Origin of the sequence: Photobacterium japonica, assembly GCF_050337005.1 — a bacterium.
Classification (GTDB): Bacteria; Pseudomonadota; Gammaproteobacteria; order Enterobacterales; family Vibrionaceae; genus Photobacterium; species Photobacterium japonica.
Genome location: NZ_JAKJSN010000009.1, coordinates 98,179 through 123,576 on the forward strand (window position 1 = coordinate 98,179; position 25,398 = coordinate 123,576).

20 protein-coding genes and 2 tRNA genes are annotated in these 25,398 nt (G+C 49.9%); 19 read left to right on the forward strand and 3 right to left on the reverse strand.

Annotated features, from left to right (window positions below; genetic code table 11):
* The first annotated feature begins 127 nt into the window (after positions 1–127).
* The 9 genes from ribF (at position 128) to L4C36_RS02750 (ending at position 13,296) form a co-directional block, all read left to right on the forward strand.
* A complete protein-coding gene (gene ribF / locus L4C36_RS02710; protein WP_428476242.1) occupies positions 128–1,099 on the forward strand; it encodes a bifunctional riboflavin kinase/FAD synthetase in 972 nt (323 codons plus the stop codon).
* Complete coding sequence (gene ileS / locus L4C36_RS02715; RefSeq protein ID WP_428476243.1) at positions 1,096–3,927, forward strand: isoleucine--tRNA ligase; 2,832 nt, start codon at positions 1,096–1,098, stop codon at positions 3,925–3,927. The genes ribF and ileS overlap by 4 nt, the downstream gene beginning before the upstream one ends.
* A complete protein-coding gene (gene lspA / locus L4C36_RS02720; RefSeq protein WP_428476244.1) occupies positions 3,927–4,457 on the forward strand; it encodes a signal peptidase II in 531 nt (176 codons plus the stop codon). The genes ileS and lspA overlap by 1 nt, the downstream gene beginning before the upstream one ends.
* A gap of 110 nt (positions 4,458–4,567) precedes the next feature.
* Complete coding sequence (gene fkpB, locus L4C36_RS02725; RefSeq protein ID WP_428476245.1) at positions 4,568–5,011, forward strand: FKBP-type peptidyl-prolyl cis-trans isomerase; 444 nt, start codon at positions 4,568–4,570, stop codon at positions 5,009–5,011.
* Between the two features lie 3 nt (positions 5,012–5,014).
* The gene (ispH, locus tag L4C36_RS02730) at positions 5,015–5,956 is read left to right on the forward strand and encodes a 4-hydroxy-3-methylbut-2-enyl diphosphate reductase (RefSeq protein WP_428476246.1); all 942 of its coding nucleotides are present in this window, start codon (positions 5,015–5,017) and stop codon (positions 5,954–5,956) included.
* A 153-nt stretch (positions 5,957–6,109) separates the two neighbouring features.
* Positions 6,110–6,919, forward strand: coding sequence for a 4-hydroxy-tetrahydrodipicolinate reductase (gene dapB, locus L4C36_RS02735; RefSeq protein ID WP_428476247.1), 810 nt, complete (start codon positions 6,110–6,112; stop codon positions 6,917–6,919).
* Between the two features lie 560 nt (positions 6,920–7,479).
* Positions 7,480–8,619, forward strand: coding sequence for a glutamine-hydrolyzing carbamoyl-phosphate synthase small subunit (carA, locus tag L4C36_RS02740; protein ID WP_428476248.1), 1,140 nt, complete (start codon positions 7,480–7,482; stop codon positions 8,617–8,619).
* 16 nt (positions 8,620–8,635) lie between these two features.
* The gene (gene carB / locus L4C36_RS02745) at positions 8,636–11,863 is read left to right on the forward strand and encodes a carbamoyl-phosphate synthase large subunit (RefSeq protein WP_428476249.1); all 3,228 of its coding nucleotides are present in this window, start codon (positions 8,636–8,638) and stop codon (positions 11,861–11,863) included.
* 545 nt (positions 11,864–12,408) lie between these two features.
* Positions 12,409–13,296, forward strand: coding sequence for a magnesium transporter (locus tag L4C36_RS02750; protein WP_428476250.1), 888 nt, complete (start codon positions 12,409–12,411; stop codon positions 13,294–13,296).
* 101 nt (positions 13,297–13,397) lie between these two features.
* On the opposite strand, the gene dacB is transcribed toward L4C36_RS02750, so the two are convergent.
* Complete coding sequence (gene dacB / locus L4C36_RS02755) at positions 13,398–14,870, reverse strand: serine-type D-Ala-D-Ala carboxypeptidase (RefSeq protein ID WP_428476251.1); 1,473 nt, start codon at positions 14,868–14,870, stop codon at positions 13,398–13,400.
* A 102-nt stretch (positions 14,871–14,972) separates the two neighbouring features.
* Positions 14,973–15,995: a porin gene (locus L4C36_RS02760; RefSeq protein WP_428476252.1), complete on the reverse strand. Its 1,023-nt coding sequence runs from the start codon at positions 15,993–15,995 to the stop codon at positions 14,973–14,975.
* A 508-nt stretch (positions 15,996–16,503) separates the two neighbouring features.
* Here L4C36_RS02760 and greA point away from each other — a divergent pair.
* A complete protein-coding gene (greA, locus tag L4C36_RS02765; RefSeq protein WP_428476253.1) occupies positions 16,504–16,977 on the forward strand; it encodes a transcription elongation factor GreA in 474 nt (157 codons plus the stop codon).
* Between the two features lie 84 nt (positions 16,978–17,061).
* Here the strand turns inward: greA and yhbY are convergent, their stop codons facing one another.
* Entirely contained in the window at positions 17,062–17,358 is a 297-nt protein-coding gene (yhbY, locus tag L4C36_RS02770; RefSeq protein WP_428476254.1) for a ribosome assembly RNA-binding protein YhbY, read from the reverse strand.
* A gap of 138 nt (positions 17,359–17,496) precedes the next feature.
* Between yhbY and rlmE the strand changes: the two genes are divergently transcribed.
* From rlmE to nusA, 9 genes are all read left to right on the forward strand, one after another.
* Entirely contained in the window at positions 17,497–18,126 is a 630-nt protein-coding gene (rlmE, locus tag L4C36_RS02775; RefSeq protein WP_428476255.1) for a 23S rRNA (uridine(2552)-2'-O)-methyltransferase RlmE, read from the forward strand.
* Between the two features lie 49 nt (positions 18,127–18,175).
* Positions 18,176–20,125 (forward strand): ATP-dependent zinc metalloprotease FtsH, encoded by a 1,950-nt coding sequence (gene ftsH / locus L4C36_RS02780; RefSeq protein WP_428476256.1) that lies wholly within the window; start codon positions 18,176–18,178, stop codon positions 20,123–20,125.
* A 147-nt stretch (positions 20,126–20,272) separates the two neighbouring features.
* On the forward strand, positions 20,273–21,103 hold the full coding sequence (folP, locus tag L4C36_RS02785) for a dihydropteroate synthase (protein ID WP_428476257.1): 831 nt from the start codon (positions 20,273–20,275) through the stop codon (positions 21,101–21,103).
* Between the two features lie 51 nt (positions 21,104–21,154).
* Positions 21,155–22,492 (forward strand): phosphoglucosamine mutase, encoded by a 1,338-nt coding sequence (glmM, locus tag L4C36_RS02790; protein ID WP_428476258.1) that lies wholly within the window; start codon positions 21,155–21,157, stop codon positions 22,490–22,492.
* Positions 22,493–22,681: 189 nt separating this feature from the next.
* The gene (secG, locus tag L4C36_RS02795) at positions 22,682–23,014 is read left to right on the forward strand and encodes a preprotein translocase subunit SecG (RefSeq protein ID WP_428476259.1); all 333 of its coding nucleotides are present in this window, start codon (positions 22,682–22,684) and stop codon (positions 23,012–23,014) included.
* A 12-nt stretch (positions 23,015–23,026) separates the two neighbouring features.
* Positions 23,027–23,111, forward strand: a tRNA-Leu gene (locus L4C36_RS02800).
* A gap of 62 nt (positions 23,112–23,173) precedes the next feature.
* Positions 23,174–23,250 (forward strand) — tRNA-Met (locus L4C36_RS02805).
* Between the two features lie 179 nt (positions 23,251–23,429).
* Complete coding sequence (gene rimP / locus L4C36_RS02810; RefSeq protein ID WP_428476260.1) at positions 23,430–23,885, forward strand: ribosome maturation factor RimP; 456 nt, start codon at positions 23,430–23,432, stop codon at positions 23,883–23,885.
* Between the two features lie 22 nt (positions 23,886–23,907).
* Positions 23,908–25,395, forward strand: a complete 1,488-nt coding sequence (gene nusA / locus L4C36_RS02815) for a transcription termination factor NusA (RefSeq protein WP_428476261.1) — start codon at positions 23,908–23,910, stop codon at positions 25,393–25,395.
* Positions 25,396–25,398: the final 3 nt, after the last annotated feature.

Sequence of the window (25,398 nt, forward strand, 5' to 3'; positions counted from 1 at the left end):
TTTCTTACCAACGGCTGCCTAAGAAAAGGGCAGCAAAGCCGGGGGTAAGGTGATTCAGATTGGTATGATGGGTTGAGAGTAGTATATAATCCGTCAGTTTTTCACTCTGCGATAATGAACATGACGCATGGAATTGATCCGAGGAATACATAATATCCAACCCCAGCATCGCGGTTGCGTGCTGACGATTGGTAATTTTGATGGTGTGCACCTAGGCCACCAGGCGGTCTTACGTCAGGTCATGGCGAAGGCAGACGCCTTAGGCTGTCCCGCGACAGTCATGAGCTTCGAGCCCCAGCCTCAGGAGCTGTTCGCAGGTGATAACGCCCCCGCACGGTTAACCCGCTTTCGTGACAAATATTTACAGCTTAAGCAGATCGGCCTCGATCGTTTTCTGTGTGTGAATTTTAATCACCATTTTGCACGCCAAACGGCAGAAGATTTTGTCCACCGCTTGTTGGTTGAGCAATTGGGTGTTAAGTTTCTGGTAGTTGGTGATGATTTCCGCTTCGGTCAAGGCCGCAAGGGGGATTTTGCCATGCTGGAAGCGGCCGGTAAGCGCTATGGCTTTACTGTCGTCAGTACACAAAGTTTTTGTGTCTCACAGCAACGTGTCAGCAGTACCGCGATTCGTCAGGCATTAGCCGGCGATGAATTGGCACTGGCTGAGTCCATGCTAGGGCGTCCATTTGCAATCAGTGGGCGCGTCTCTCATGGGCGGAAACTTGGGCGAACGATCGGCTTTCCGACCGCAAATGTTCCGCTCAAGCGCCGGGTGTCTCCGGTGTCCGGCGTGTATGCTGTCGACGTCTATGGCGTGGCAGCGACCCCGCTACCCGGTGTCGCTAATGTTGGTCGTCGACCAACCGTCAACGGTGTCCGCCGCCAACTGGAGGTACACCTGTTTGATTTCCAATCTGATCTTTACGGAGCGCAGATTGAGGTCGTGCTACGTCATAAGTTGCGCGACGAAATAAAGTTTGAATCATTTAGTGCACTACAAGCACAAATCGAACGTGATGCCCAGTTAGCACGGGTGTGGCTGACTGAGCGTAATAATGTCCAACTTCGCCCAAGTAACGGAATCGAGAATCAATGAGTGACTATAAAGATACCCTGAACCTGCCTGAAACAGGGTTTCCGATGCGAGGCAACCTAGCTCAGCGTGAGCCTGCAATGCTTAAGCGTTGGTATGATGAAGATCTTTACGGTGAAATTCGTAAAGCCAAGAAGGGTAAAAAATCCTTCATCCTCCACGATGGCCCTCCCTACGCCAACGGTGATATTCATATTGGTCACGCGCTAAACAAGATTCTTAAAGACATTATTATTAAGTCAAAGACTCTGTCTGGCTTTGATGCACCGTATGTACCGGGTTGGGATTGCCACGGTCTACCTATCGAACTGATGGTAGAAAAGAAAGTCGGCAAACCAGGCCAGAAAGTAACCGCGGCGGAATTCCGTGAAAAGTGCCGTACTTATGCGGCCGGTCAGGTCGAAGGCCAGAAAGAAAGTTTCATGCGCCTAGGTGTTCTGGGTGAGTGGGACAAGCCATACCGCACAATGGACTTTGGTACTGAAGCGAACATCATTCGCTCTCTGGGCAAAATTGCCGATCAAGGCCACCTACTAAAAGGCTTTAAGCCTGTTCACTGGTGTACAGACTGTGGTTCTGCACTGGCTGAAGCGGAAGTGGAATACAAAGACAAAGTCTCTCCGTCTATCGATGTACGCTTTAAAGCGGCAGACGAAGCAGCAGTGCTGGCTAAATTTGCACTGACGGAAGGCCACGAAGGTCACGGCGATATCTCTATCGTGATCTGGACAACAACGCCTTGGACACTGCCTGCAAACCGTGCGGTCTGTCTGCGTGACGATCTTGAATACGTACTGGTTCAAGTAGAAGGCGAGCAGCCTGAGCGTATCATCGTTGCTGCTGAGTTGGCGAAAGACCTGATGGATCGTGCCGGTATCGAGCATTTCCATAACCTGGGCTTCACCAAAGGTGCTGATCTTGAATTGGCCCAGTTCCAACACCCATTCTACGATTTCACTGTCCCTGCGATTCTTGGCGATCACGTAACGACTGATTCTGGTACGGGCGTGGTACACACGGCACCTGGCCACGGTCAGGAAGACTTCGCGGTGGGTCAGAAGTACAACCTAGAAGTGGCGAACCCAGTGGGTTCTAACGGCGTTTACTTGTCTGATACGCCGTTGTTTGCCGGTCAGCACGTGTTCAAAGCGAACGACGCGGTGGTTGAAACGCTAAAAGAACATGGCGCATTAATGCACCACCATGCTTACGAGCACAGCTACCCACACTGCTGGCGTCACAAAACGCCAATCATCTTCCGTGCAACGCCACAGTGGTTCATCTCGATGGATCAAGCTGGCTTGCGTGCGAAAGCATTGGAAGAGATCAAAGGCGTACAATGGATGCCGGAATGGGGCCAGAGCCGCATTGAGAGCATGGTAGAAGGCCGTCCAGAGTGGTGTATTTCACGTCAGCGTACGTGGGGCGTGCCAATCGCACTGTTCGTTCACAAAGAAACACAAGAGTTGCACCCTAACTCACCAGAGCTGATTGAAAAAGTCGCGAAACTGGTTGAGCAGAAAGGCATTCAGGCATGGTGGGATCTAGACCCTGCTGAGCTAATGGGCGAAGCCGATGCAGCAAACTACGAGAAAGTACTCGACACCCTAGACGTATGGTTCGACTCAGGTGTGACGCACTTCTCTGTGGTAGATAGCCGCGAAGAATTCAACGGCGCAAGCGCTGACCTGTACTTAGAAGGTTCGGATCAGCACCGTGGTTGGTTCCAGTCATCATTGATTTCATCGGTAGCGATGAAAGGTGTGGCACCGTACAAGCAAGTATTGACGCACGGTTTCGTGGTCGATGGCCAAGGCCGTAAGATGTCAAAATCTATCGGTAACGTTGTGGCACCAAAAGATGTGACCAACAAGCTGGGTGCAGATATTCTGCGTCTTTGGGTTGCCTCAACGGATTCAACCGGTGAAGTCGCGGTTTCTGATCAGATCCTAAACCGCAGTGCGGATGCGTACCGTCGTATTCGTAACACCGCACGTTTCTTGCTGGCAAACTTGAATGGCTTCAACCCTGAAACCGATATCGTTCCAGTCGAAGAGATGGTGGCGTTGGATCGTTGGGCTGTGGGTCAAGCGAAAGCCGCACAAGAGGCTATCGTTGCCGCGTACGGTGATTACAACCTACACACAGTGACGCAGCGTTTGATGCAGTTCTGTTCGGTTGAAATGGGTTCATTCTACCTAGACGTGATCAAAGACCGCCAGTACACCGCGAAACGTGGTGGCCACGCACAGCGTAGCTGTCAGACCGCGCTATACTACATCGTAGAAGCGTTGGTACGCTGGATGGCACCTATCATGTCGTTCACTGCAGATGAAATCTGGAACGACATGCCAGGTCAGCGCGACAAGTTCGTGTTCACTGGCGAGTGGTATGAAGGTCTGTTCGGTTTGTCTGATGACGAAGCAATGAACAACGAATTCTGGGCTGAAATCCAGAAAGTACGTGGTTCTGTGAACAAACTGCTAGAAGCGGCGCGTAGCGAGAAAGTGATCGGCGGTGCATTGCAGGCAGAGTTAACCTTGTCTGCGACACCGGCATTGGCAGACAAACTGCGCCTATTGGAAGACGAGCTACGCTTTGTATTGCTGACCTCGAAAGCCGATGTGGTTGTCGTTGAAAGCCAGCCTGAAGGCGCGCAAGCGACTGACGTTGAAGGTTTGTTCGTGACCGTTAAAGCCTCTGAAGCGGCGAAGTGTGACCGTTGTTGGCACCACGTTGCTGATGTTGGCACCATTGCCGGTCATGAAGAAGTGTGTGGCCGCTGCGTGAGCAACGTAGACGGTGATGGCGAAGAGCGTAAGTTTGCCTAATGACCAAGTTATCGCCTGAAAACGGGATACCGCTGAAACACTCTGGCGTGCGCTGGCTTTGGCTAGCGGCGCTGGTGTTTATCATTGATATCGCCAGTAAGCTGTCGGTCATGAACAGCATGGAATACGGTTGGCCTAACCGTATTGAATTGCTGCCATTCTTCAACCTGCTCTATGTGCACAATTACGGTGCGGCATTTAGCTTTTTGAGTGATGCGGGTGGTTGGCAACGTTGGTTGTTTACGGCGATAGCCTTGGGCGTGTGTGGCATGTTGACGTACTGGATGCGTAAACTGCCTGCCACACATAAACTGGCTAATGTCTCTTATGCGTTGATTATCGGTGGTGCACTGGGCAACTTGTTTGACCGTTTGTACCATGGTTTCGTGGTGGACTTTCTGGATTTTTATGTCGGGAATTACCACTGGCCTGCGTTCAACATTGCCGACATGGCAATTTGTATCGGCGCTGGCTTGATCATTCTGGAAGGCTTTTTGTCTGACAGAAAGAAGCAAACCGTGAAGCACTGATCCACACCGCGTGAAAACCTAAAGCGCCGTCCGTTGATACGGGCGGCGCTTTGTTGTTAAATGGACGTAACAAAACCGTCTTTCGACTCACCATCATGAAGGGATCCCACATGTCAGTCATTACGGAACGCAGTGAAGTACTTATGCATTTTGCCATTAAACTTGCCGATGGCTCAGTGGCCGATTCGACGCAAGCGAGCGGGCGACCGGCAAAATTTCGGATGGGTGATGGCAGTTTGACCGTCAACTTTGAAAAGTGCCTGTTAGGGCTCGCCATCGGACAGAAACGCCAGTTTGAGTTGGCGCCGGAAGATGCGTTTGGCCTGTCTAATCCCGACAATATTCATCATCTGGATCGGGCGAAGTTTGGTGTCGAGGCACCGGCGGAAGTGGGCAATATTATTGCGTTCTCGGGCCCTGATGGGCAGGACGTTCCGGGGATCATCACCGATGTGACGGGCGATTCGGTGACCGTCGATTTTAATCATCCTCTTGCAGGACAGCGTGTAACGTTCGACGTTGACGTTGTCGCAATTGAAAATGAAGAGCTGTAAGTCATGAAAATCTTACTCGCAAACCCGCGGGGTTTCTGTGCCGGTGTTGACCGAGCGATCAGTATTGTAGAGCGTGCACTGGAACTGTATCAGCCGCCGATTTATGTCCGTCATGAAGTGGTGCATAACCGCTTTGTGGTGGAAGGGCTGAAACAGCGTGGTGCGGTTTTTGTTGAAGAGCTGCATGAAGTGCCCGATGACAATATCGTGATCTTCTCTGCACACGGTGTGTCGCAAGCGGTACGTAATGAAGCCAAAGCTCGTCAGCTAACGGTGTTTGATGCGACATGCCCGTTGGTGACCAAAGTGCATATGGAAGTGGCGCGCGCCAGCCGCCGCAATATGGAAGTGGTGTTGATTGGCCATGCGGGTCACCCAGAAGTGGAAGGCACCATGGGGCAGTATGCCAGCGATACTGGTGGCATGTATTTGGTTGAAAAGCCAGAAGATGTGGCCACGCTGACCGTCAACGATCCAAGCAATCTGCATTATGTCAGCCAAACCACCTTATCAGTGGATGAAACGGCGGATGTGATTGATGCGCTGCGCCAGACGTTCCCAGGCATTCAGGGACCCCGTAAAGACGATATCTGTTACGCGACCCAAAACCGCCAAGATGCGGTACGTGAAATGGCAGAGAGCGTGGATGTGATGATTGTGGTGGGGTCAAAAAACTCCTCCAACTCAAACCGTTTGCGTGAACTGGCTGAAAAACTCGGTACGCCGGGGTATTTGACGGACTGTCCGGAAGATGTGGATGCACAGTGGTTTGCGGGTCAAACCCGTATCGGGATCACGGCAGGAGCGTCAGCACCGGAAGCCTTGGTGAACCAGATCATCGAGCGTATTCAAACCTTAACGGGCGCCTCGGTGGAAGAACTCAGTGGCCGTGAAGAAAATATGTTCTTTGAAGTGCCGCGCGAGTTGCAGGTAAAGAACCTCTAACCTCGAACATATCACTGTCCCGTGCGTGATTGTGCAACCGGTTAATGATGCCTCATTGAAAGCCCTGGCCTTGCCAGGGCTTTTTTTATTGCCGTCAACAAGCTACATTGGGGCAAAGTGAAACACATACTCAACTAAGGGAGAACTTACCCCATGGTAAGAATTGCGATTGCTGGTGCGGCGGGACGCATGGGTCGCCAGCTACTCAAAGCCACCCATTTGTCAGAGCACGCGGCATTAGGGGCAGCCACAGAGCGTTCAGAGTCGACGTTGGTGGGGGCCGATGCGGGTGAACTGGCTGGGATCGGTGCCGTTTCGGTAGCGATTGTGGATGATTTGGCGAAAGCCGCGGATGACTTTGATGTCTTGATTGACTTTACCGCACCCGTGGCGACATTAGCCAATATTGCGTTTTGCCAGCAGCATGGTAAGAAAATCGTGATTGGTACCACCGGGTTCTCGGAAGAAGAGCGTGCGCAGATCGATGCCGCTGCTGCCGTCATACCCGTGGTGATGGCCCCTAACTACAGTGTGGGCGTGAACCTCGTCTTTAAGCTGTTAGAAAAAGCGGCCAAAGTGATGGGGGATTACTGCGATATCGAGATCATCGAAGCCCATCATCGCCACAAAGTGGATGCCCCTTCTGGTACCGCGATCGGAATGGGTGAAGCCATCGCAGGCGCGATGGGGAACAAGCTCAGTGATGTTGCGGTGTATGCCCGCGAAGGGATCACTGGTGAGCGTAGCCGTGATGAAATCGGCTTTGCCACGATCCGTGCGGGTGACATCGTGGGTGAGCACACCGCGATGTTTGCTGATATCGGTGAGCGTGTTGAAATTACCCATAAAGCGACCGACCGCATGACATTTGCCAATGGGGCGGTTCGCGCCGCAGTATGGCTTAATGACAAGCCTGCCGGCTTTTATACCATGCAAGATGTACTGAGCTTGGATCAACTCTAACGCATAACCGGTCAAAAACGCCGCATTATCGATACCCCTTTCTCGAATATCGCCAAGGGGTATCCTTTTTTCTTGTTATTCGCCTCTCAAATCCCTCATGAATAAATAGTGAATATCGTTGCCGTGCTGCAGCGTGTATTTACCTGTATTCTCACGCTTAAAAAACACATAAAAAACTGCTTCTTTTGTCTTGTTGGTTTCATTCTTCCCGTTTTTTTCTTGAAACTCGCAATTAAGTTGGCGATTTTTTCTGTTTATATGTCTGTTTTTTGTTTTTTGTTTTTGTTGGATTTGCGCAAACGATAAAATTTTTAATGATGAAAATTGCGGCAGTTTAACGATGGGTTTTCTTGTTATTATTGCGCCTTAGTGGTGTTTTAGTGGCTAACTGCCTATAAATAAATTTATTTTTAGCCGCATTGTTGACAGCGCAAACGGTCGCCTCTAAAATGCGCGCAATTTGTCAAAAATCTTCTTGTTGTGATGGTTGACATGGTATTGAATGGGTAATTGCAAGTTTATCTGTTTCTGTTGCATTTTTATTTATTTTGGAGGTTGTCTTGAGCAAATCAGCGCTGTTAGTCCTGGAAGATGGGACAGTGTTCCGCGGCGTGTCCATTGGGGCAGATGGTTCGGCCGTTGGTGAAGTTGTTTTTAATACCTCGATGACGGGGTATCAGGAAATTCTCACCGATCCCTCCTATTCTCAACAGATTGTGACACTGACTTATCCCCATATTGGCAACACCGGCACCAATGCCGAAGACGAAGAATCCTCCTCTATCCATGCGCAAGGCTTGGTTATCCGCGATCTCCCACTGATTGCTTCTAATTTCCGTAATGAACAGTCCCTTTCTGATTACCTCAAATCTCAAAACATTGTCGGCATCGCTGACATCGATACCCGTAAACTGACCCGACTATTACGCGAAAAAGGGGCACAGAACGGCTGTATCGTGGCAGGTAACAATCTGGATGAAGCATGGGCATTGGCACAAGCGAAAGCCTTCCCGGGTTTGAAGGGGATGGATTTGGCGAAAGAAGTGACCACGGCGGAAACCTACACGTGGAAACAAGGTTCATGGACACTGGAAGGCGGCTTGCCTGAAGCGAAAGATGACTGCGAGCTGCCATACCACGTTGTCGCGTATGACTTTGGTGCGAAACGCAATATCCTGCGCATGCTGGTTGACCGTGGTTGTCGCCTTACGGTAGTGCCGGCACAAACGTCAGCGGAAGAGGTGCTTGCACTGAACCCGAACGGTGTCTTCCTATCCAATGGCCCGGGTGACCCTGCGCCATGTACGTACGCCATTGAAGCGACCAAAGTGTTCCTAGAAAAAGGCCTGCCGATTTTCGGTATCTGTCTGGGGCACCAAATTTTGGCACTCGCCAGTGGTGCTGAAACCGTCAAAATGAAGTTCGGTCACCACGGTGCCAACCACCCAGTGAAAGACTTGGATCGTAACGTTGTGATGATCACCAGCCAGAACCACGGTTTCGCGGCAGATGAAGCAACGCTACCGGATAACCTGCGAGCGACGCACAAGTCATTGTTTGATGGTTCTCTACAAGGTATTCACCGTACCGACAAGCCTGCATTCAGTTTCCAAGGCCACCCAGAAGCAAGTCCGGGTCCGCTTGATGCAGCGCCTCTGTTTGACCACTTTATCGACCTTATTAAGCAGCACAGCGCCTAAGCCGGAGTAGTAAGCAATGCCAAAACGTACTGACATTAAAAGTGTTCTAATCCTGGGTGCTGGCCCAATTGTTATCGGTCAGGCTTGTGAGTTTGACTATTCAGGCGCCCAAGCCTGTAAAGCCCTACGAGAAGAAGGCTACCGCGTTATTCTGGTGAACTCGAACCCTGCAACCATCATGACCGATCCGGACATGGCGGATGCAACGTACATCGAGCCGATTCACTGGGAAGTGGTGCGCAAGATCATTGAAAAAGAACGTCCAGATGCGGTTTTGCCAACCATGGGTGGCCAGACGGCACTGAACTGTGCGCTAGACCTTGAAAAGCACGGCGTACTGGCTGAGTTTGGCGTCGAAATGATCGGTGCAACCGCAGACGCGATTGATAAAGCAGAAAACCGTTCGCGTTTCGATAAGGCAATGAAATCTATCGGCTTGGCGTGTCCGCGTGCCGATACGGCTCAAACCATGGAAGAGGCGTATAAAGTCCTCGATATGGTTGGCTTCCCATGCATTATCCGCCCATCGTTCACCATGGGTGGTACGGGCGGCGGTATCGCATACAACAAAGAAGAGTTCGAAGAAATCTGTCGTCGTGGCCTAGATTTGTCACCGACGAACGAACTGCTTATCGATGAATCCCTGATCGGCTGGAAAGAGTACGAGATGGAAGTGGTTCGCGATAAGAACGACAACTGTATCATTGTGTGTGCGATTGAAAACTTCGATGCGATGGGTATCCACACGGGTGACTCCATCACCGTTGCACCGGCCCAAACGCTAACGGATAAAGAATACCAAATAATGCGTAACGCCTCTTTGGCGGTACTGCGTGAAATCGGCGTAGAAACGGGCGGTTCAAACGTCCAGTTTGGTATCAACCCGAAAGATGGCCGTATGGTTATCATCGAGATGAACCCACGTGTATCTCGCTCTTCAGCATTGGCGTCAAAAGCAACGGGCTTCCCGATTGCCAAAGTGGCGGCGAAACTGGCGATCGGTTACACCCTTGATGAGCTGATGAATGACATCACAGGTGGCGCAACACCGGCATCGTTTGAACCGACTATCGACTACGTTGTTACCAAGATCCCTCGCTTCAACTTTGAGAAGTTTGCCGGCGCAAACGACCGTCTGACCACACAGATGAAGTCAGTGGGCGAAGTCATGGCCATTGGTCGTAACCAACAGGAATCTTTGCAAAAAGCACTGCGCGGTCTAGAAGTTGGCGCGAATGGCTTTGATGAGATGGTTGACCTTGATGCGCCCGATGCCCTAACGAAGATCCGCCACGAGCTAAAAGATGCAGGTGCTGAGCGTATCTGGTATATCGCGGATGCGTTCCGTGCCGGTATGTCGGTGGATGGTGTCTTTAACCTGACCAATGTGGATCGCTGGTTCTTGGTTCAGATTGAAGAGTTGGTGAAGCTAGAGAATGCAGTGAAAGAAGGCGGTTTTGCCGGTCTTAACGCTGACGTACTGCGCAAGTTGAAGCGCAAAGGCTTTGCGGATGCCCGTCTGGCTAAGTTGCTGGGTATCGCCGAGTCTGAAATTCGTAAACTGCGTGACCAGTATGATATTCATCCAGTGTACAAGCGCGTGGATACCTGTGCGGCAGAATTCTCGTCTGACACGGCTTACATGTACTCGTCATACGATGAAGAGTGTGAAGCGCAGCCAACCGACAAAGACAAGATCATGATCTTGGGCGGCGGTCCAAACCGTATCGGCCAAGGTATCGAATTCGATTATTGCTGTGTACACGCGTCGCTAGCGCTGCGTGAAGACGGTTACGAAACCATTATGGTGAACTGTAACCCTGAAACGGTTTCAACCGACTACGACACGTCTGATCGCTTGTACTTCGAGCCGGTTACGCTGGAAGATGTACTGGCTATCGTACGCGTTGAAAAGCCAAAAGGTGTGATTGTTCAGTACGGTGGCCAAACGCCGCTGAAACTGGCGCGCGCACTGGAAGCAGCGGGTGTGCCTATCATCGGTACTAGCCCGGATGCGATTGACCGTGCCGAAGACCGTGAGCGTTTCCAGCAAGCCGTTGACCGCCTAGGTCTGCTACAGCCGGAAAATGCGACCGTGACGACCATGGAGCAAGCGATTGAAAAGTCGAAAGACATTGGTTTCCCATTGGTGGTTCGCCCGTCTTACGTACTGGGTGGTCGTGCGATGGAAATCGTGTATGACGAAGCCGACTTGCGCCGTTATTTTAACGAAGCCGTGAGCGTATCGAACGAATCACCAGTGTTGCTTGACCGTTTCCTTGATGATGCGATTGAAGTCGATGTGGATGCGATTTGTGATGGTGAGCAAGTGGTTATCGGCGGCATCATGGAACACATCGAACAAGCGGGTGTTCACTCGGGTGACTCAGCCTGTTCTCTGCCCGCTTATACGCTGAGCAACGAGATTCAGGATGTGATGCGTGAGCAAGTGAAGAACCTTGCGTTTGAGCTGGGTGTGCGTGGTTTGATGAATACGCAGTTTGCCGTGAAGGACAACGAAGTTTACTTGATTGAAGTGAACCCGCGTGCGGCACGTACGGTACCGTTCGTGTCAAAAGCAACGGGTGCACCACTAGCGAAAATTGCAGCACGTGTGATGGCGGGTCAGTCGCTGGAATCACAAGGTTTCACCAAAGAAATCATTCCACCGTATTACTCAGTGAAAGAAGTGGTGTTGCCATTCAACAAGTTCCCGGGTGTTGACCCACTGCTTGGCCCTGAAATGCGCTCAACCGGTGAGGTAATGGGTGTGGGCAATACGTTTGCTGAAGCGTTTGCGAAAGCCGAACTGGGTTGTGGCAAAGTGAAGCAGGCGAAAGGCCGTGCGCTACTGTCTGTACGTGGTAACGACAAGCAGCGTGTGGTTGACTTGGCCTCGAAGCTAGTGAAACAAGGCTACGAGCTGGACGCGACACACGGTACCGCAGTGGTACTGGGCGAAGCAGGCATTAACCCTCGCTTGGTGAACAAGGTACATGAAGGTCGTCCACACATTCTTGACCGTATCAAGAACAATGAGTACACCTACATTGTGAACACGGCAGAAGGTCGTCAAGCGATTGAAGATTCTAAGTTGCTACGCCGTGGTGCATTGGCGGAGAAGGTGAACTACACCACGACGCTAAACGCGGCATTCGCAACGTGCATGGCATGGGCTGCCGATGACCGTAATACGGTAACGTCAGTACAAGAGCTGCACGCGCGTATTAACAACAACGCGTAATTGCCCTTAAGGCACACTCTGGAAAATCCCTCGCTGAGCGAGGGATTTTTTTTGCCAGTACATTCTGACGGTGTTATTCCGTCACACTGGGCGCGTCATGCATGACACATGCTGTGACGTTTTTGTCTGTCTTTTTCTGTCTAGAGGCTGGTATGTATGCCAAAAGGGCGTAAAATGACCGCTGTCGTATAAGCGACATATTTTCTTTGGAGACATCATGAACGATACCGACCATCCCCCGAGTATGAAGCTGGAAAATCACACCTGCTAACGGCGTCGTCGGTCTCCTATGTCCGAACCGCCCTCAGGTTCGGAATTGTTTGTTTTGCTTATCTTTTGATACCTCTTTAAAACATCATCTCCTTGATTTTCTTGCCTTATTCTCAATAGTGAGTGTCCACTGACGTTATGTGTCTGTGGCCGTGTCCTTGTGTGCCTGCACGGTGAATGTCTATTCCGTGTGACATCGTGGCAAGGCTGTGCCTATAGCATGTATACCGTGGTACTCCGGTGGTCGTTACTGTTAGCCAATCGGGAGATTCGCCATGGCGGTAATGCACTATGCAGCAGGTGCTGCAACAGAAAGAACAGAAAGAACAGAACAACAAACACCACACACCGCGACCTTTGCTCAGCGTGATATTTTGGCGGTGCGTAATGCGTTTTTGAAATACAGCGACGATGAACAAGCCGCATTGCTGGTTAAAATGCCATTGGTTGAAGCCATTGCTGTGCTGCACGAGATCCCTCTACGTCACGTACAGAGTTTGCTCGACAGACTGGATGAAAGGGGGGAAGAGGTGTGTATGCGCCACTTAGCCAGTGGGTTAGGGCTGATTTGCTCGGAAGCGGAGCCCGCAGGTCACTACTTGCAAAACAGCGTGTTCAGCCATGTGCGTGAGCGTATCGGCTGGATTGTTGGCCTGGCACTGCTGGGAATTGTGTCTGGTTTGATCATCTCACACTATGAAGATACCTTGAGTCAGCTTGTGCTGCTGGCGATCTACATGCCTGTGATCGCAGCTGCTGGCGGTAATACGGGCTCACAGGCAGCGACGTTAGTGGTCAGGGCATTGGCGATGGAAGAGATCCATTGTCGAGATTGGGGGCGGGTGATGTGGAAAGAGTTTCGTGTCGCCTTGGTCCTTGCGGCGGTGTTGGCCTCCGTGATCGTGGGCCGCGTGCTGCTGTTCAGTGACAGTACCTTGTTGCCATTTGGTATGCAGCTCAGTGATATTGCGCTGGCGATTGGGGTGGCGATAGCCTTGCAAGTGGTGTTGTCGACCACCGTGGGCGGCGTGTTGCCCATGATCGCCCGTGCGTTGAAATTGGATCCCGCTGTGTTGGTCAGCCCGGTGCTGGCCTCGGTGGTGGACATTACTGGGATGATCATTTACTTCAACACGGTGAATGCGTTCTTGGGGTTGGCCTAAGGGAAAGGTCAAATCAAAGGTCAAAAGGCAAAAGAAAACGGCGAGTGTGATGAGCACTCGCCGTTTTTTATTGCGTTGTGTTTGTGGCTATTGCGTGATGGCTAATAGCGACCGCGATATAAATCGCCATACAGCGATGTTTCAAAGGCTTGAATCGCAGGCGTGACAGGAGGAGCCCCTTCTGGCGCGGGAGCCGGGTGATAGTTAGTGACCATTTGCACCACGATCAGCGTCTTGCCCGATTGGGTTTTCACAAACCCTGCCAAATTATAGGTGCCATACAGTGAGCCACTTTTGGCCTCAATGCGTCCCGCTAGCGGCGCTTGGCGCAGGCTTTGGCGATAACGTAGCGTGCCGGTCTTACCGCTGGTCGGCAGTGTCTTGAGTAACCCTAGCGTATTGTCATGCTGGTGGAGGTAGGTCAGTACCGCCATCATTTGTTTTGCAGTCAGGCGGTTATTGCGTGATAACCCTGAGCCGTCGGCCAATACCGCATGGCTGAGATCAATATTCGCCTTTTCGCTGAGGATCGCTTTAATGGCCGCGGTACCATTGCTGAAGTTCCCGCTTTGCTGGTAATAGCGTGCGCCCAGCGTTTTAGCCAGATTGTCAGCGATCAGGTTATCAGAATCCTGCACCATGGTAGTCAGCAGGGGATCAAGCGGCGCTGAACGATGACGAGCGATGACTTTGCCGCTGGCGTTATCATCTCGGCGGACGCTACCTTCAAGGCGCATGCCTAATCGCTTCAGTTCCTGCTGGATCGTTGCGCCGATATACGCGGCGGTATCTTGCACGGCAAAGTTCAGTGGCAACGGTTTTTTACGTTGCGGTAAGCACCCACTGAGCTGATAGTGATTGTTCGCCAATAGATCAAGTTGCAGTTCGCAGAAGTCGGTGTCTTTCGGTGCCACTGGCCCGACGGTGGCATCGCTGGTCACCGTAATAGGTTGGTGGCTTGGTACATTTACCCGCGTGGCTTGGCCGAACGCCCGGTTGCTGTAGAGAGCACCTTGCACGCAGTTATGCTCTAAGCTGAGGCTGCTGGCCGGGGCACTGTAGCAAACGCCCTGAATATCCCACGGTAACCCCGTGGCATGTTCGTGACCATTGAATACGTTGCCATTGAGCAAAATATCCCCTTTGATGGTGCGGATCCCTTTTTGCTTGGCTTGCTTAAGTAAGGCGGCGAGTTGTTTGCGTGACAAGGTTGGGTCGCCACTGAATTGGATAACAAGATCGTTGCCTTGTTGGGCAAGTGTGGTTTCAAAGCGAAAATCTGAAGGTAAATACAGTTTTGCCGCCAGTGCCGTCAGTAATTTTTGAATGCTGGCGGGGGGCTGGAGCTTGTCGGCGCGCTGTTTGTATAGCGTTTTGCCACTTGCGGCATCTGCCACCAACAAGGCCGTATCATGACCCGCAGGCAATAAATGATAGGGTGGTGTCCATTGTTTTACGCTGGCCGCTTTTGGCGCGTCAGCTTGCTTGACGGGTTGCTTCACATTAGCAGTATCCGCTGCGGTTGCGGGTAGCGCGAGCGCGAGGCTCAAAGAAGCGATCAGAATACGCAGCATGCGTCACCTTTTATTAATGCACCAAGATGAGCATCATAAAACAAAAAAGCGCCAACCCGAAGGTCAGCGCCAGTATTCGTTATGATATCAATCCCAATTGGATTAGAAGTCGTAACGTGCACCCAGTACGAACTGGTCAGATGCTGCTGCTTTGCCCACTTTATCGCTGTCTAGTAGGTTGAATTTGTAAGATGCGTAAGTGCGGAAGTTCTTGTTGAAGTAGTGTGTCGCATCAACGGCGATTGCATCTTTAAGATCTTTTGCGTTGCCAGATGCATTCGTGTCTTCTAGGTAGTTCCATGTTGAAGTGAACACAGTCTGGTTCCAAGAGTACGCAGCGGCTAGTTCGTAGCCGCGAGAATCTTTAATTAGTCGGTCTTGGCTACCAGTCACGTTTACAACAGTGTTTTCAGCGTCTTGGTACAGACCCGCTACGTAGAAATCACCGAAGGTGTAAGATACGGCACCGAATGCTTGCTTGCCTTTAGCTGTTTCAGTCGTTGCGCCAACGACACCTGTTTGACCCTCTTGCTCACCGTAACCCGCACCGAATGCTAGGCCCATGTCCATTGCATACATAGCGGCTGCAGAGTAACCGTCAGTGTTTTCACCGTCGTCAAATACGTAGTTCGCTTTAACAGTTAGGTTGTTGCCAGAAAGGTCGAACGAACCTACGTAAGACAGGTTGTTGCTAGTACGGTCGCCGGCAGCAATTTTGTTACCCGCTTCGTTACCGTTGTAAGCCATGATATCGGTGAAGTCTGTTAGCATGCCCAAAGAGCCGTCTGCTTTACCGTAAACCACTTGGCCGTAAGTGCCACCTAGACCCGCGTAAGCATAACGGGTTTCGTCATCACCGCTGTCTGCACTTTGGAATTCTTTTTCGAAGAAACCGACACCGTATAGGCCTTCAGAAATATCTGTTTTACCTGCTACGTTAATACGTACTCGTGTTGCATCAGTAACTTTGCTGCTACTTTCGTTATCGTCAGCCAATACGCCGCGCGCTTCAAAACGACCGCCAACCGCTAGGCTAGATGTTTCGTCAGAGTACACTTCAGCCGCATTGGCTAGAGAAGAAAGAGAAGCCGCCGCTACCGCTAGAGCAATCATTTTTTTGTTCATTGTCGAATCCTTTTGGAAATTATGTCGGATGCATAACCGTGCTAAATGCATGGCGTTCTTTTTACTGGTGTGCTGACGAAACTGTTAGTAAAAAAAACTGAAAAATACTGTAAAGGTATGAATTGATCTGGTTTTTTATTTTTATTTTCTAGTAAATTCAGGTGGTTGCGAATAAATTGAAAAGTTCATTGCAGCTGAGGGATTTAGTTATTTTTAGGCTTTTCTTGTCGTCAATTTAGGCGCAAAAAAATGTGCTATTACGTATATTTGTGATCGATAACGCATAAAAAAAGTACAACATCCGTTATGGGATAAAATGGACGCCCTAGTGACTGATTTCGTTTTATTCGCTTGGGGGCTTAGATCACGCAACAAGGATGATCTCTTGGGCATCTTTGTTTAGAATAAAGCGATCCCTTATTTAATCTATTGGTTCGGTAATGATGCCGGACTGGCTTTTTTTTGCCTTTTATAGCGAGCGCTATAAAGGCGTTGAGGTAAGACATTTATGGAAAAGATTCCAATGACGGTACGCGGCGAGAAGCTGCTACGCGAAGAACTGGAAGTCCTAACAAAGCGTCGCCCGCTTATTTCTCAAGCAATTGGTGAAGCGCGTGAACTGGGTGATTTGAAAGAAAACGCGGAATACCATGCGGCACGTGAAGAGCAGGGTATTTGTGAAGCGCAGATCCGTGATATCGAATATAAGCTATCGGTTTCACAGGTGATTGATGTCACAAAAATCAGTAATACTGGCAAAGTGATTTTCGGTACGACCGTTACGTTGATTGATATCGATACTGAAGAAGAAGTGACGTATCAGATCGTGGGTGACGACGAAGCGGAAATCAGAGCGGGCCGTATTTCGGTGAACTCGCCAATCGCACGTGGCTTGATCGGGAAAATGAAAGATGACGAAGTCACGATCGTTACGCCTGGCGGTAAACGTGAGTTTGAAATCGCAGAAGTGACGTACATCTAATCGCGTTTTGTGCGGTGTAGAGTGTCGTTCATGGCGTTCCGTGCCATGAAAGAAAAGTAAAAAAGGCCGCAGCGGCGGCCTTTTTTATTTGCGCGGCAGCTCGATCTTGCGATCTTGGCTTTGGCGGAATAGCACTAGGGTCTTACCGATAACCTGAACTTTTTCAGCTTTAGTTTCGCGGACAATAGCGTCAACGATCAAAACTTTGGTCTCGCGCTCTTCAGCAGCCACTTTAACCTTGATAAGCTCATGGTGATTAAGCGCCAGCTCAATCTCGGCAAGTACGGCTTCTGTTAGGCCATTGGCACCCATAAGAACTACAGGTTTTAGGTTGTGGGCAAGACCTTTAAGGAATTGCTTCTGCTTGGTGCTTAGATTCATGTCGACTCTATATTAACTTTAGGGTTGAAAACCGCGTATTCTAACGCCATATAGTCTAGATGACTAATTTGTTTAGTATACGCCATTTGTGGTGTTGCTGAGTATACTTGATAAGTACCCAAACTCATTAGGTAAATCATGAGTAAAAAAAAGCATTCGGGCAGTTCTGGCCGTTGGTTGAAAGAACATTTTGACGATAAATACGTTTTAGAAGCGCAAAAAAAGGGCTACCGCTCTCGCGCTATTTTTAAAATTGAAGAAATTCAACAGAAAGACAAACTACTGAAGTCGGGTATGACAGTGGTCGATCTCGGTGCTGCACCGGGCGGTTGGTCACAGTATGCGGCAGAGGTAGTAGGTGATGATGGACAAGTCATCGCGTGTGATATTCTATCGATGGACTCCTTGCCGGGCGTGAGCTTTCTGCAAGGGGACTTTCGTGAAGAAGCAGTGTTGAATGCGCTATTAGAGCGTATCCAACCTGATATGGTGGATGTTGTGTTGTCAGACATGGCACCCAATATGAGTGGTAATCTTGCATCTGACCAACCTAGAGCAATGTATCTTGTTGAACTAGCATTAGATATGTGTCGACAAGTGCTTGCGCCGAATGGCAGCTTTGCGGTAAAAGTTTTCCAAGGTGAAGGCTTTGACCAATATCTGGCAGACGTGCGTAGTATGTTCAAAGTGGTCAAAATTCGTAAGCCTGATTCGTCACGAGATCGCTCTCGTGAGGTTTATATTGTAGCTACAGGTTATAAACTGTAGTACCCTAAATTCATCTATTAGTTATCGCGAGGTTAACACCTTGAGTGACATGGCAAAAAACTTGATTCTGTGGTTGGTTATCGCTGTGGTTCTGATGTCTGTATTCCAGAGTTTCGGACCCGGTGACAATGCTGGCCGTCAAGTCGACTACACAGCATTTATCCGTGAAATCGGAGCAGGCGAGGTAAAGGAAGTTCGATTCAATGATCGTGAACTGACTGTCACTAGAGACAACGGCTCACGATATGTCACTTATCTGCCCGTTTATAACGATCCAAAGCTGCTAGACGACCTGATCAACAAAAAAGTAACAGTGATGGGCACGCCTCCTGAGGAACAGAGCCTACTTGCTTCTATCTTTATTTCTTGGTTCCCGATGCTATTGCTCATCGGTGTCTGGATTTTCTTCATGCGTCAAATGCAGGGCGGCGGTGGCAAAGGCGCTATGTCCTTTGGTAAATCCAAGGCCCGCATGATGGGCGAAGATCAGATCAAAACGACCTTTGCGGACGTGGCGGGCTGTGATGAAGCAAAAGAAGACGTGAAAGAACTGGTGGATTATCTGCGTGATCCAAGCCGTTTCCAGAAGCTGGGCGGTAAGATCCCGACCGGTGTCTTGATGGTCGGTCCTCCAGGTACAGGTAAAACCTTGCTGGCGAAAGCCATTGCAGGTGAAGCAAAAGTACCGTTCTTCACGATTTCTGGTTCTGATTTTGTCGAAATGTTTGTCGGTGTGGGTGCATCCCGTGTCCGTGACATGTTCGAACAAGCGAAGAAAGCGGCGCCTTGTATCATCTTTATCGATGAAATCGATGCCGTAGGCCGTCAACGTGGCGCGGGTGTAGGTGGTGGTCACGATGAACGTGAGCAAACCCTTAACCAAATGCTGGTTGAAATGGATGGTTTTGAAGGTAATGAAGGCATCATCGTGATTGCTGCGACCAACCGTCCTGATGTACTTGACCCTGCACTATTGCGTCCTGGTCGTTTTGACCGCCAGGTTGTCGTAGGCTTGCCAGATGTACGCGGTCGTGAGCAGATCCTGAAAGTGCACATGCGTAAAGTGCCGCTAGATGGTGACGTGAAACCTGAACTGATTGCACGTGGTACACCAGGCTTCTCAGGTGCAGACCTTGCGAACTTGGTGAACGAAGCAGCCTTGTTTGCTGCGCGTGGTAACAAACGCACCGTGTCAATGGTGGAGTTTGAACTGGCTAAAGACAAGATCATGATGGGCGCAGAGCGTAAATCGATGGTGATGTCTGAAGAGCAGAAAGAATCCACGGCATATCACGAAGCGGGTCACGCGATCATCGGTCGTCTCGTACCAGACCATGATCCTGTGTACAAAGTCTCTATTATTCCACGTGGCCGTGCGCTGGGTGTGACCATGTACTTGCCTGAGCAAGATCGTGTGAGCCACTCGCGTGAGTTCCTTGAGTCAATGATTTCAAGCCTGTACGGCGGTCGTTTGGCTGAAGAACTGATTTACGGCGTAGACAAAGTGTCAACGGGTGCATCAAACGATATCGAACGCGCAACTGACATTGCACGTAAGATGGTCACCCAGTGGGGCTTCTCTGATAAGTTAGGTCCATTGCTGTATGCTGAAGATGAAGGGGAAGTATTCCTTGGTCGTTCAGTGACACAAAGCAAGCACATGTCTGATGACACAGCAAAACTTATCGATAATGAAGTGCGTGCGCTTATCGACCGCAACTACGAACGTGCCCGTGAAATCCTTGAGCAAAACATGGATATCATGCACGCAATGAAAGATGCGTTGATGAAGTACGAAACGATCGATGCTGGCCAGATTGATGATCTGATGGAGCGTAAGAGCGAAATCCGAGCACCAAAAGGCTGGGATGACGAAGCTGACACGCTAAAAGCATCGGCTGTCGACGAGACAAACGCTGAGCCTAAAGCTGATGAGGGTGAAAAAGCCCCTGAAGCGACCTCGCTAAAGAAAAACGAAGACGATAAGCCACAGGCTTAACGGCATTCAAGCGATACCAAACCCCGGCCTAGGTCGGGGTTTTTTTTATTAACCTATTTATTGACCCATTTTCTTGGGTTCTGTTTTTCCCTCCAGTGCCCATGTGAGAGAGGGAGTAAACAGGAAGGATTCAAGGAGATTCCATCCGTGATATTGACCAGTAAAGCAAAAACGCTTGATTTAAGCCGTCCTCACACCATGGGGATCCTCAACCTCACGCCTGATTCCTTCTCTGATGGCGGCCAATTTAATCAACTCGACAGTGCATTGCGTCACGCCGAGAAAATGGTATTGGCTGGCACCAGTATTCTGGATGTCGGCGGGGAGTCCACCCGTCCTGGCGCAGCAGAGGTGAGTGAAAGCCAAGAGCTTGAACGTGTGATCCCGGTGATTGAAGCCTTGCGCCAACGGTTTGATTGCTGGATCTCGATAGATACCAGCAAAGCGGCGGTGATGCGTGAGTCGGTATTCGCCGGGGCGGATTTGATTAATGATGTGCGTGCATTGCAAGAGCCGAATGCGTTAGCTGCGGTGGCACAAGCGGGTGTCCCTATTTGCTTGATGCATATGCAAGGTCAACCACGTACAATGCAGACCCAGCCGACATACCGTGACGTGATTGCGGATGTGGGCGAGTTTTTAACCGAGCGTGTTGCGGCATGTGATGCGGTGGGGATCCCACGCTCACAGCTGTTGCTGGATCCGGGGTATGGATTTGGCAAGACGCTCGAACAGAATTATCAATTGCTTGCGCATTTGGACGATTTTCATCGTTTCGGTCTACCCTTGTTGGTAGGGATGTCCCGTAAATCGATGATCTTTAAATTATTAAATAAAAAACCTGCGGAATGTCTTGCGGGCAGCTTGGCGTGTGCCGCCATTGCCGCAATGAAAGGGGCGCAGATTATTCGCGTTCACGACGCAGCAGAGACGGTTGATGTGCTAAGAGTCTGTGAGATGACCTTGTCGCAACGTTGAACAGTCATGCAGCATGACGCATAGGTTGATAAAATTTGCTAGGAGCGAATCATGACAGAACGTAAGTTCTTTGGTACGGATGGCGTACGCGGTTTAGTGGGTCAAGCACCGATCACCCCTGATTTTGTGTTGAAACTGGGCTGGGCGGCTGGCCGTGTCTTGGCGAAGCAAGGCACGCGTAAAGTCATTATCGGCAAAGATACGCGTATTTCAGGGTACATGTTGGAATCGGCGCTAGAAGCGGGTCTTGCAGCAGCAGGCTTGCAGGCAGCGTTTACGGGCCCAATGCCAACCCCTGCGGTTGCCTATTTAACCCGTACCTTCCGTGCGGAAGCGGGCATTGTGATTTCAGCGTCTCACAATCCGTATTATGACAATGGCATCAAGTTTTTCTCGTCTGAAGGCACAAAGTTACCGGATGACGTTGAAATGGCCATTGAAGCGGAAATGGAAAAACCACTGACATGCGTGGAATCAGCATTGTTGGGTAAAGCATTCCGTATTAATGATGCGGCGGGCCGTTACATTGAATTCTGTAAAGGTACGTTTCCAAGTAAATATGATCTTGCCGGTTATAAGATCGTAGTGGACTGTGCCCATGGCGCGACTTACCACATTGCACCGAATGTATTCAAAGAGTTAGGTGCAGAGGTGATCACCATTGGTTGTGAGCCGAACGGGACTAACATTAACGACAAAGTCGGTGCGACCGATGTGGCAGCTCTGCAGGCGAAAGTATTGGAAGAGAAGGCGCACTTTGGTGTGGCATTGGATGGTGACGGCGACCGTATCATTATGGTCGACGAAGAAGGCAACAAGATTGATGGCGATCAGATCGCCTACATCATTGCCCGTGATGCGTTGCGCCGTGGTGAATTGAAAGGGGGCGTTGTCGGTACGCTGATGACAAACCTGGGAATGGAAAACGCCCTGAAAAATCTGGGTATTCCGTTCGTTCGTGCCAAAGTGGGTGACCGCTATGTCATGGAAGAACTGAAAAAACACGAGTGGTTGATTGGCGCAGAAAACTCCGGCCATGTGATTTTGCTTGATAAAGTGACCACCGGTGACGGTATTGTTGCTGCGTTGCAGATCATGGCATCCATTGTGGGAAGCAAAATGTCGCTGAAAGAGTTGGCAGATGGCATGACCATGTACCCACAGGTGCTGGAGAATGTACGCTTTGCTGGTGACAATAATCCACTTGAATCAGAAGCGGTATTAGCAGCACAAGCGGCCGTAGAAGCTAAACTGGGAGAGAAAGGGCGCGTTTTGCTACGTAAATCGGGGACTGAGCCGCTGATCCGTGTCATGGTCGAAGGTGAAGATGCCCAATTGGTACAAGATTCTGCCTTGCAGATCGCGCAAGCAGTTAAAGATAACTGCTAGATACTCTTAACTTAGTGCTGGTTTTGCCTAAAACTTCGACAAGTAATTCATGGAAAGAGCTTTTTCGCAAAATTTTACTTGTCAGTACACAGCAGTTTCGCTAGTATTCATTCCGCTCCTGAGGGAAGGGGTGCGCTGGCACTGCTTTGTTGGCAAAGCCGGCACAACAATTTAACCATAGGTGGAAACATGTACGAAATTCTACTTGTGATTTATCTGTTGGCTGCGCTTGGTGTTATTGGCCTAGTTTTGGTTCAGCAAGGTAAAGGCGCAGATATGGGAGCTTCATTCGGCGCAGGCGCATCAGGTACACTGTTTGGCGCAAGCGGCTCCGGTAACTTTTTAACCCGAATGACTGCAATTTTAGCAACTGTATTCTTCATTATCAGTCTTGTTCTAGGCAACATGAGTGCCAAGCAAGCTAATGAAACCAGCGGTTGGGAAAACTTAAATGCCCCAGCGACTGAGCAAGCAGTTGAGAAAACTGAGAATACACCCGTTAACAGTGATATTCCTCAGTAAATAAAGAATTTAGCCGAGATGGTGAAATTGGTAGACACGCTAGCATGAGGTGCTAGTGCCGCAAGGTGTAGGGGTTCAAGTCCCCTTCTCGGCACCATTATTCCGTTACTCACTTGAAAGAGTAACCTCTGAACGATATAATCGTTATCAGATTACGGACGCGGGGTGGAGCAGCTTGGTAGCTCGTCGGGCTCATAACCCGAAGGTCGTTGGTTCAAATCCAGCCCCCGCAACCACTTTCCGAAAAAACGACTACTCTTAACGAGATTTGTTTTTTCTATCAAAGTGTCACTGCTTTGGTATTCAGGGTCCAGTGATAATAAACCCCGTAATTCGGGGTTTTTTATTATCTGAAATATGACCATTCAGATATCTCCTGGGCTTTATGCCCTTTTTTTGTTTCCGGGGGGTTGTCTTGACAGCTTTAGAGATGCAATTGACCGAACTGCTTGAGGCGCCTGTAACGGCCACAGGCTATGAATTAGTCGGTTTGGAATTTATCCGTGCCGGTGCACACTCAACATTACGTGTTTTTATTGACCATGAAGACGGTATTTTTGTTGAAGGTTGTGCAGAAGTTAGCCGCCAGATCAGCGCTGTGATGGATGTTGAAGATCCAATCACTGTTGCTTACAACCTGGAGGTATCTTCCCCTGGTCTAGAAAGACCGCTGTTTAAAGCCGCACATTACCAACAGTTTATTGGCCACGAGGTCAGCTTGGTGTTGAAAATGGCGATGGGCAACCGTCGCAAGTGGAAAGGTGACATCGTGACCGTTGACGGTGAGCTTGTCACATTAAACGTTGATGGCAATGAAGAAACATTTGCACTAAGCAATATTTCCAAGGCCAACCTGGTTCCAAAGTTCTAACCGCTAAATTGGGGCATTAGAAATGAACAAAGAAATCTTGGCTGTCGTTGAAGCGGTATCCAACGAAAAAGCTGTTCCTCGTGAGCGTATCTTTGAAGCACTAGAGATCGCGCTGGCTACAGCAACAAAGAAAAAACACGAAATGGAAATTGAAGTTCGTGTCGAAATCGATCGTAAAACAGGTGAGTTCGAAACCTTCCGTCGCTGGAAAGCCGTGGCAGAAGTAACGCAACCTACGCTAGAGATGACCATTGAAGCGGCGCAATATGACGACGAAACAATGGAGCTTGGCGGTTACGTTGAAGAAGAAATTCAATCTGTAACGTTTGACCGTATTACGACGCAAACGGCGAAGCAAGTGATCGTACAGAAAGTACGTGAAGCTGAGCGCGCACAAATTGTTGAGCAGTTCATCGACAACGAAGGTGAGTTGATCACCGGTGTTGTGAAAAAAGTGAACCGTGATGCCGTGATCATCGATTTAGGTAGCAACGCAGAAGCGGTTATCCTACGTGATGATCAATTGCCACGTGAAAACTTCCGCCCGGGTGACCGTGTGCGTGGTTTGCTGTATGCTGTACGCCCAGAAGCGCGCGGTTTCCAGTTGTTCATGACCCGTTCTAAGGCAGAAATGTTGACTGAACTGTTCCGCATCGAAGTGCCAGAAATTGGCGAAGAGATGATTGAACTGATGGGCGCGGCACGTGATCCAGGTTCTCGCGCGAAAATCGCAGTGAAAACCAACGACAAGCGTATCGACCCAGTGGGTGCGTGCGTAGGTATGCGTGGCGCACGTGTTCAAGCCGTTTCTGGTGAACTTGGCGGTGAGCGCATTGATATCGTGCTTTGGGATGAGAACCCAGCGCAATACGTTATCAACGCAATGGCACCAGCTGAAGTAAGCTCTATCATCGTTGACGAAGACAACCACACAATGGACATTGCTGTAGAGAAGGACAACCTTGCTCAAGCAATCGGCCGTAGTGGTCAGAACATTCGTCTAGCGTCTCAGCTAACTGGCTGGGAACTGAACGTGATGACTGTAGAAGATCTACAGAAGAAGCATGCTGAAGAAGCACAAGAATCGATTGAAACGTTCACTAAACACCTAGATATCGACGAAGATTTCGCGACGGTATTGGTGGAAGAAGGTTTCACTACGCTAGAAGAAATTGCTTACGTACCAGTAGCCGAGCTGATGGCTGTTGACGGTCTTGATGAAGACACTGTTAACGCCCTGCGTGACCGTGCGAAAGAAGCGCTAACCACACTTGCACTTGCGCAAGAAGAGCAGTATGAAGGCCTAGAGCCTGCTGATGATCTTCTTGGCCTTGCTGGCCTAGAGCGTGAACTTGCATTTAAGTTGGCAGCTAAAGGCGTATGCACACTGGAAGATCTTGCTGATCAAGGTACCGACGAACTGATGGATATCGACGGTCTTGACGAAGCAAAAGCGGGCGAGCTAATTATGGCTGCTCGTAACATCTGCTGGTTCAGTGACGAAGCTTAAAAT

Excerpts from the sequence above, each read along its gene's own strand:
- glmM (WP_428476258.1), top strand. The coding sequence starts at position 21,155 with ATGACAGAACGTAAGTTCTTTGGTACGGATGGCGTACGCGGTTTAGTG.
- greA (WP_428476253.1), top strand. The coding sequence starts at position 16,504 with ATGGAAAAGATTCCAATGACGGTACGCGGCGAGAAGCTGCTACGCGAA.
- ftsH (WP_428476256.1), top strand. The coding sequence starts at position 18,176 with ATGGCAAAAAACTTGATTCTGTGGTTGGTTATCGCTGTGGTTCTGATG.
- ispH (WP_428476246.1), top strand. The coding sequence starts at position 5,015 with ATGAAAATCTTACTCGCAAACCCGCGGGGTTTCTGTGCCGGTGTTGAC.
- yhbY (WP_428476254.1), bottom strand. The coding sequence starts at position 17,358 with ATGAATCTAAGCACCAAGCAGAAGCAATTCCTTAAAGGTCTTGCCCAC.
- dapB (WP_428476247.1), top strand. The coding sequence starts at position 6,110 with ATGGTAAGAATTGCGATTGCTGGTGCGGCGGGACGCATGGGTCGCCAG.
- secG (WP_428476259.1), top strand. The coding sequence starts at position 22,682 with ATGTACGAAATTCTACTTGTGATTTATCTGTTGGCTGCGCTTGGTGTT.
- L4C36_RS02760 (WP_428476252.1), bottom strand. The coding sequence starts at position 15,995 with ATGAACAAAAAAATGATTGCTCTAGCGGTAGCGGCGGCTTCTCTTTCT.
- fkpB (WP_428476245.1), top strand. The coding sequence starts at position 4,568 with ATGTCAGTCATTACGGAACGCAGTGAAGTACTTATGCATTTTGCCATT.
- lspA (WP_428476244.1), top strand. The coding sequence starts at position 3,927 with ATGACCAAGTTATCGCCTGAAAACGGGATACCGCTGAAACACTCTGGC.
- ribF (WP_428476242.1), top strand. The coding sequence starts at position 128 with ATGGAATTGATCCGAGGAATACATAATATCCAACCCCAGCATCGCGGT.
- ileS (WP_428476243.1), top strand. The coding sequence starts at position 1,096 with ATGAGTGACTATAAAGATACCCTGAACCTGCCTGAAACAGGGTTTCCG.
- dacB (WP_428476251.1), bottom strand. The coding sequence starts at position 14,870 with ATGCTGCGTATTCTGATCGCTTCTTTGAGCCTCGCGCTCGCGCTACCC.
- L4C36_RS02750 (WP_428476250.1), top strand. The coding sequence starts at position 12,409 with ATGGCGGTAATGCACTATGCAGCAGGTGCTGCAACAGAAAGAACAGAA.
- rlmE (WP_428476255.1), top strand. The coding sequence starts at position 17,497 with ATGAGTAAAAAAAAGCATTCGGGCAGTTCTGGCCGTTGGTTGAAAGAA.
- nusA (WP_428476261.1), top strand. The coding sequence starts at position 23,908 with ATGAACAAAGAAATCTTGGCTGTCGTTGAAGCGGTATCCAACGAAAAA.
- carB (WP_428476249.1), top strand. The coding sequence starts at position 8,636 with ATGCCAAAACGTACTGACATTAAAAGTGTTCTAATCCTGGGTGCTGGC.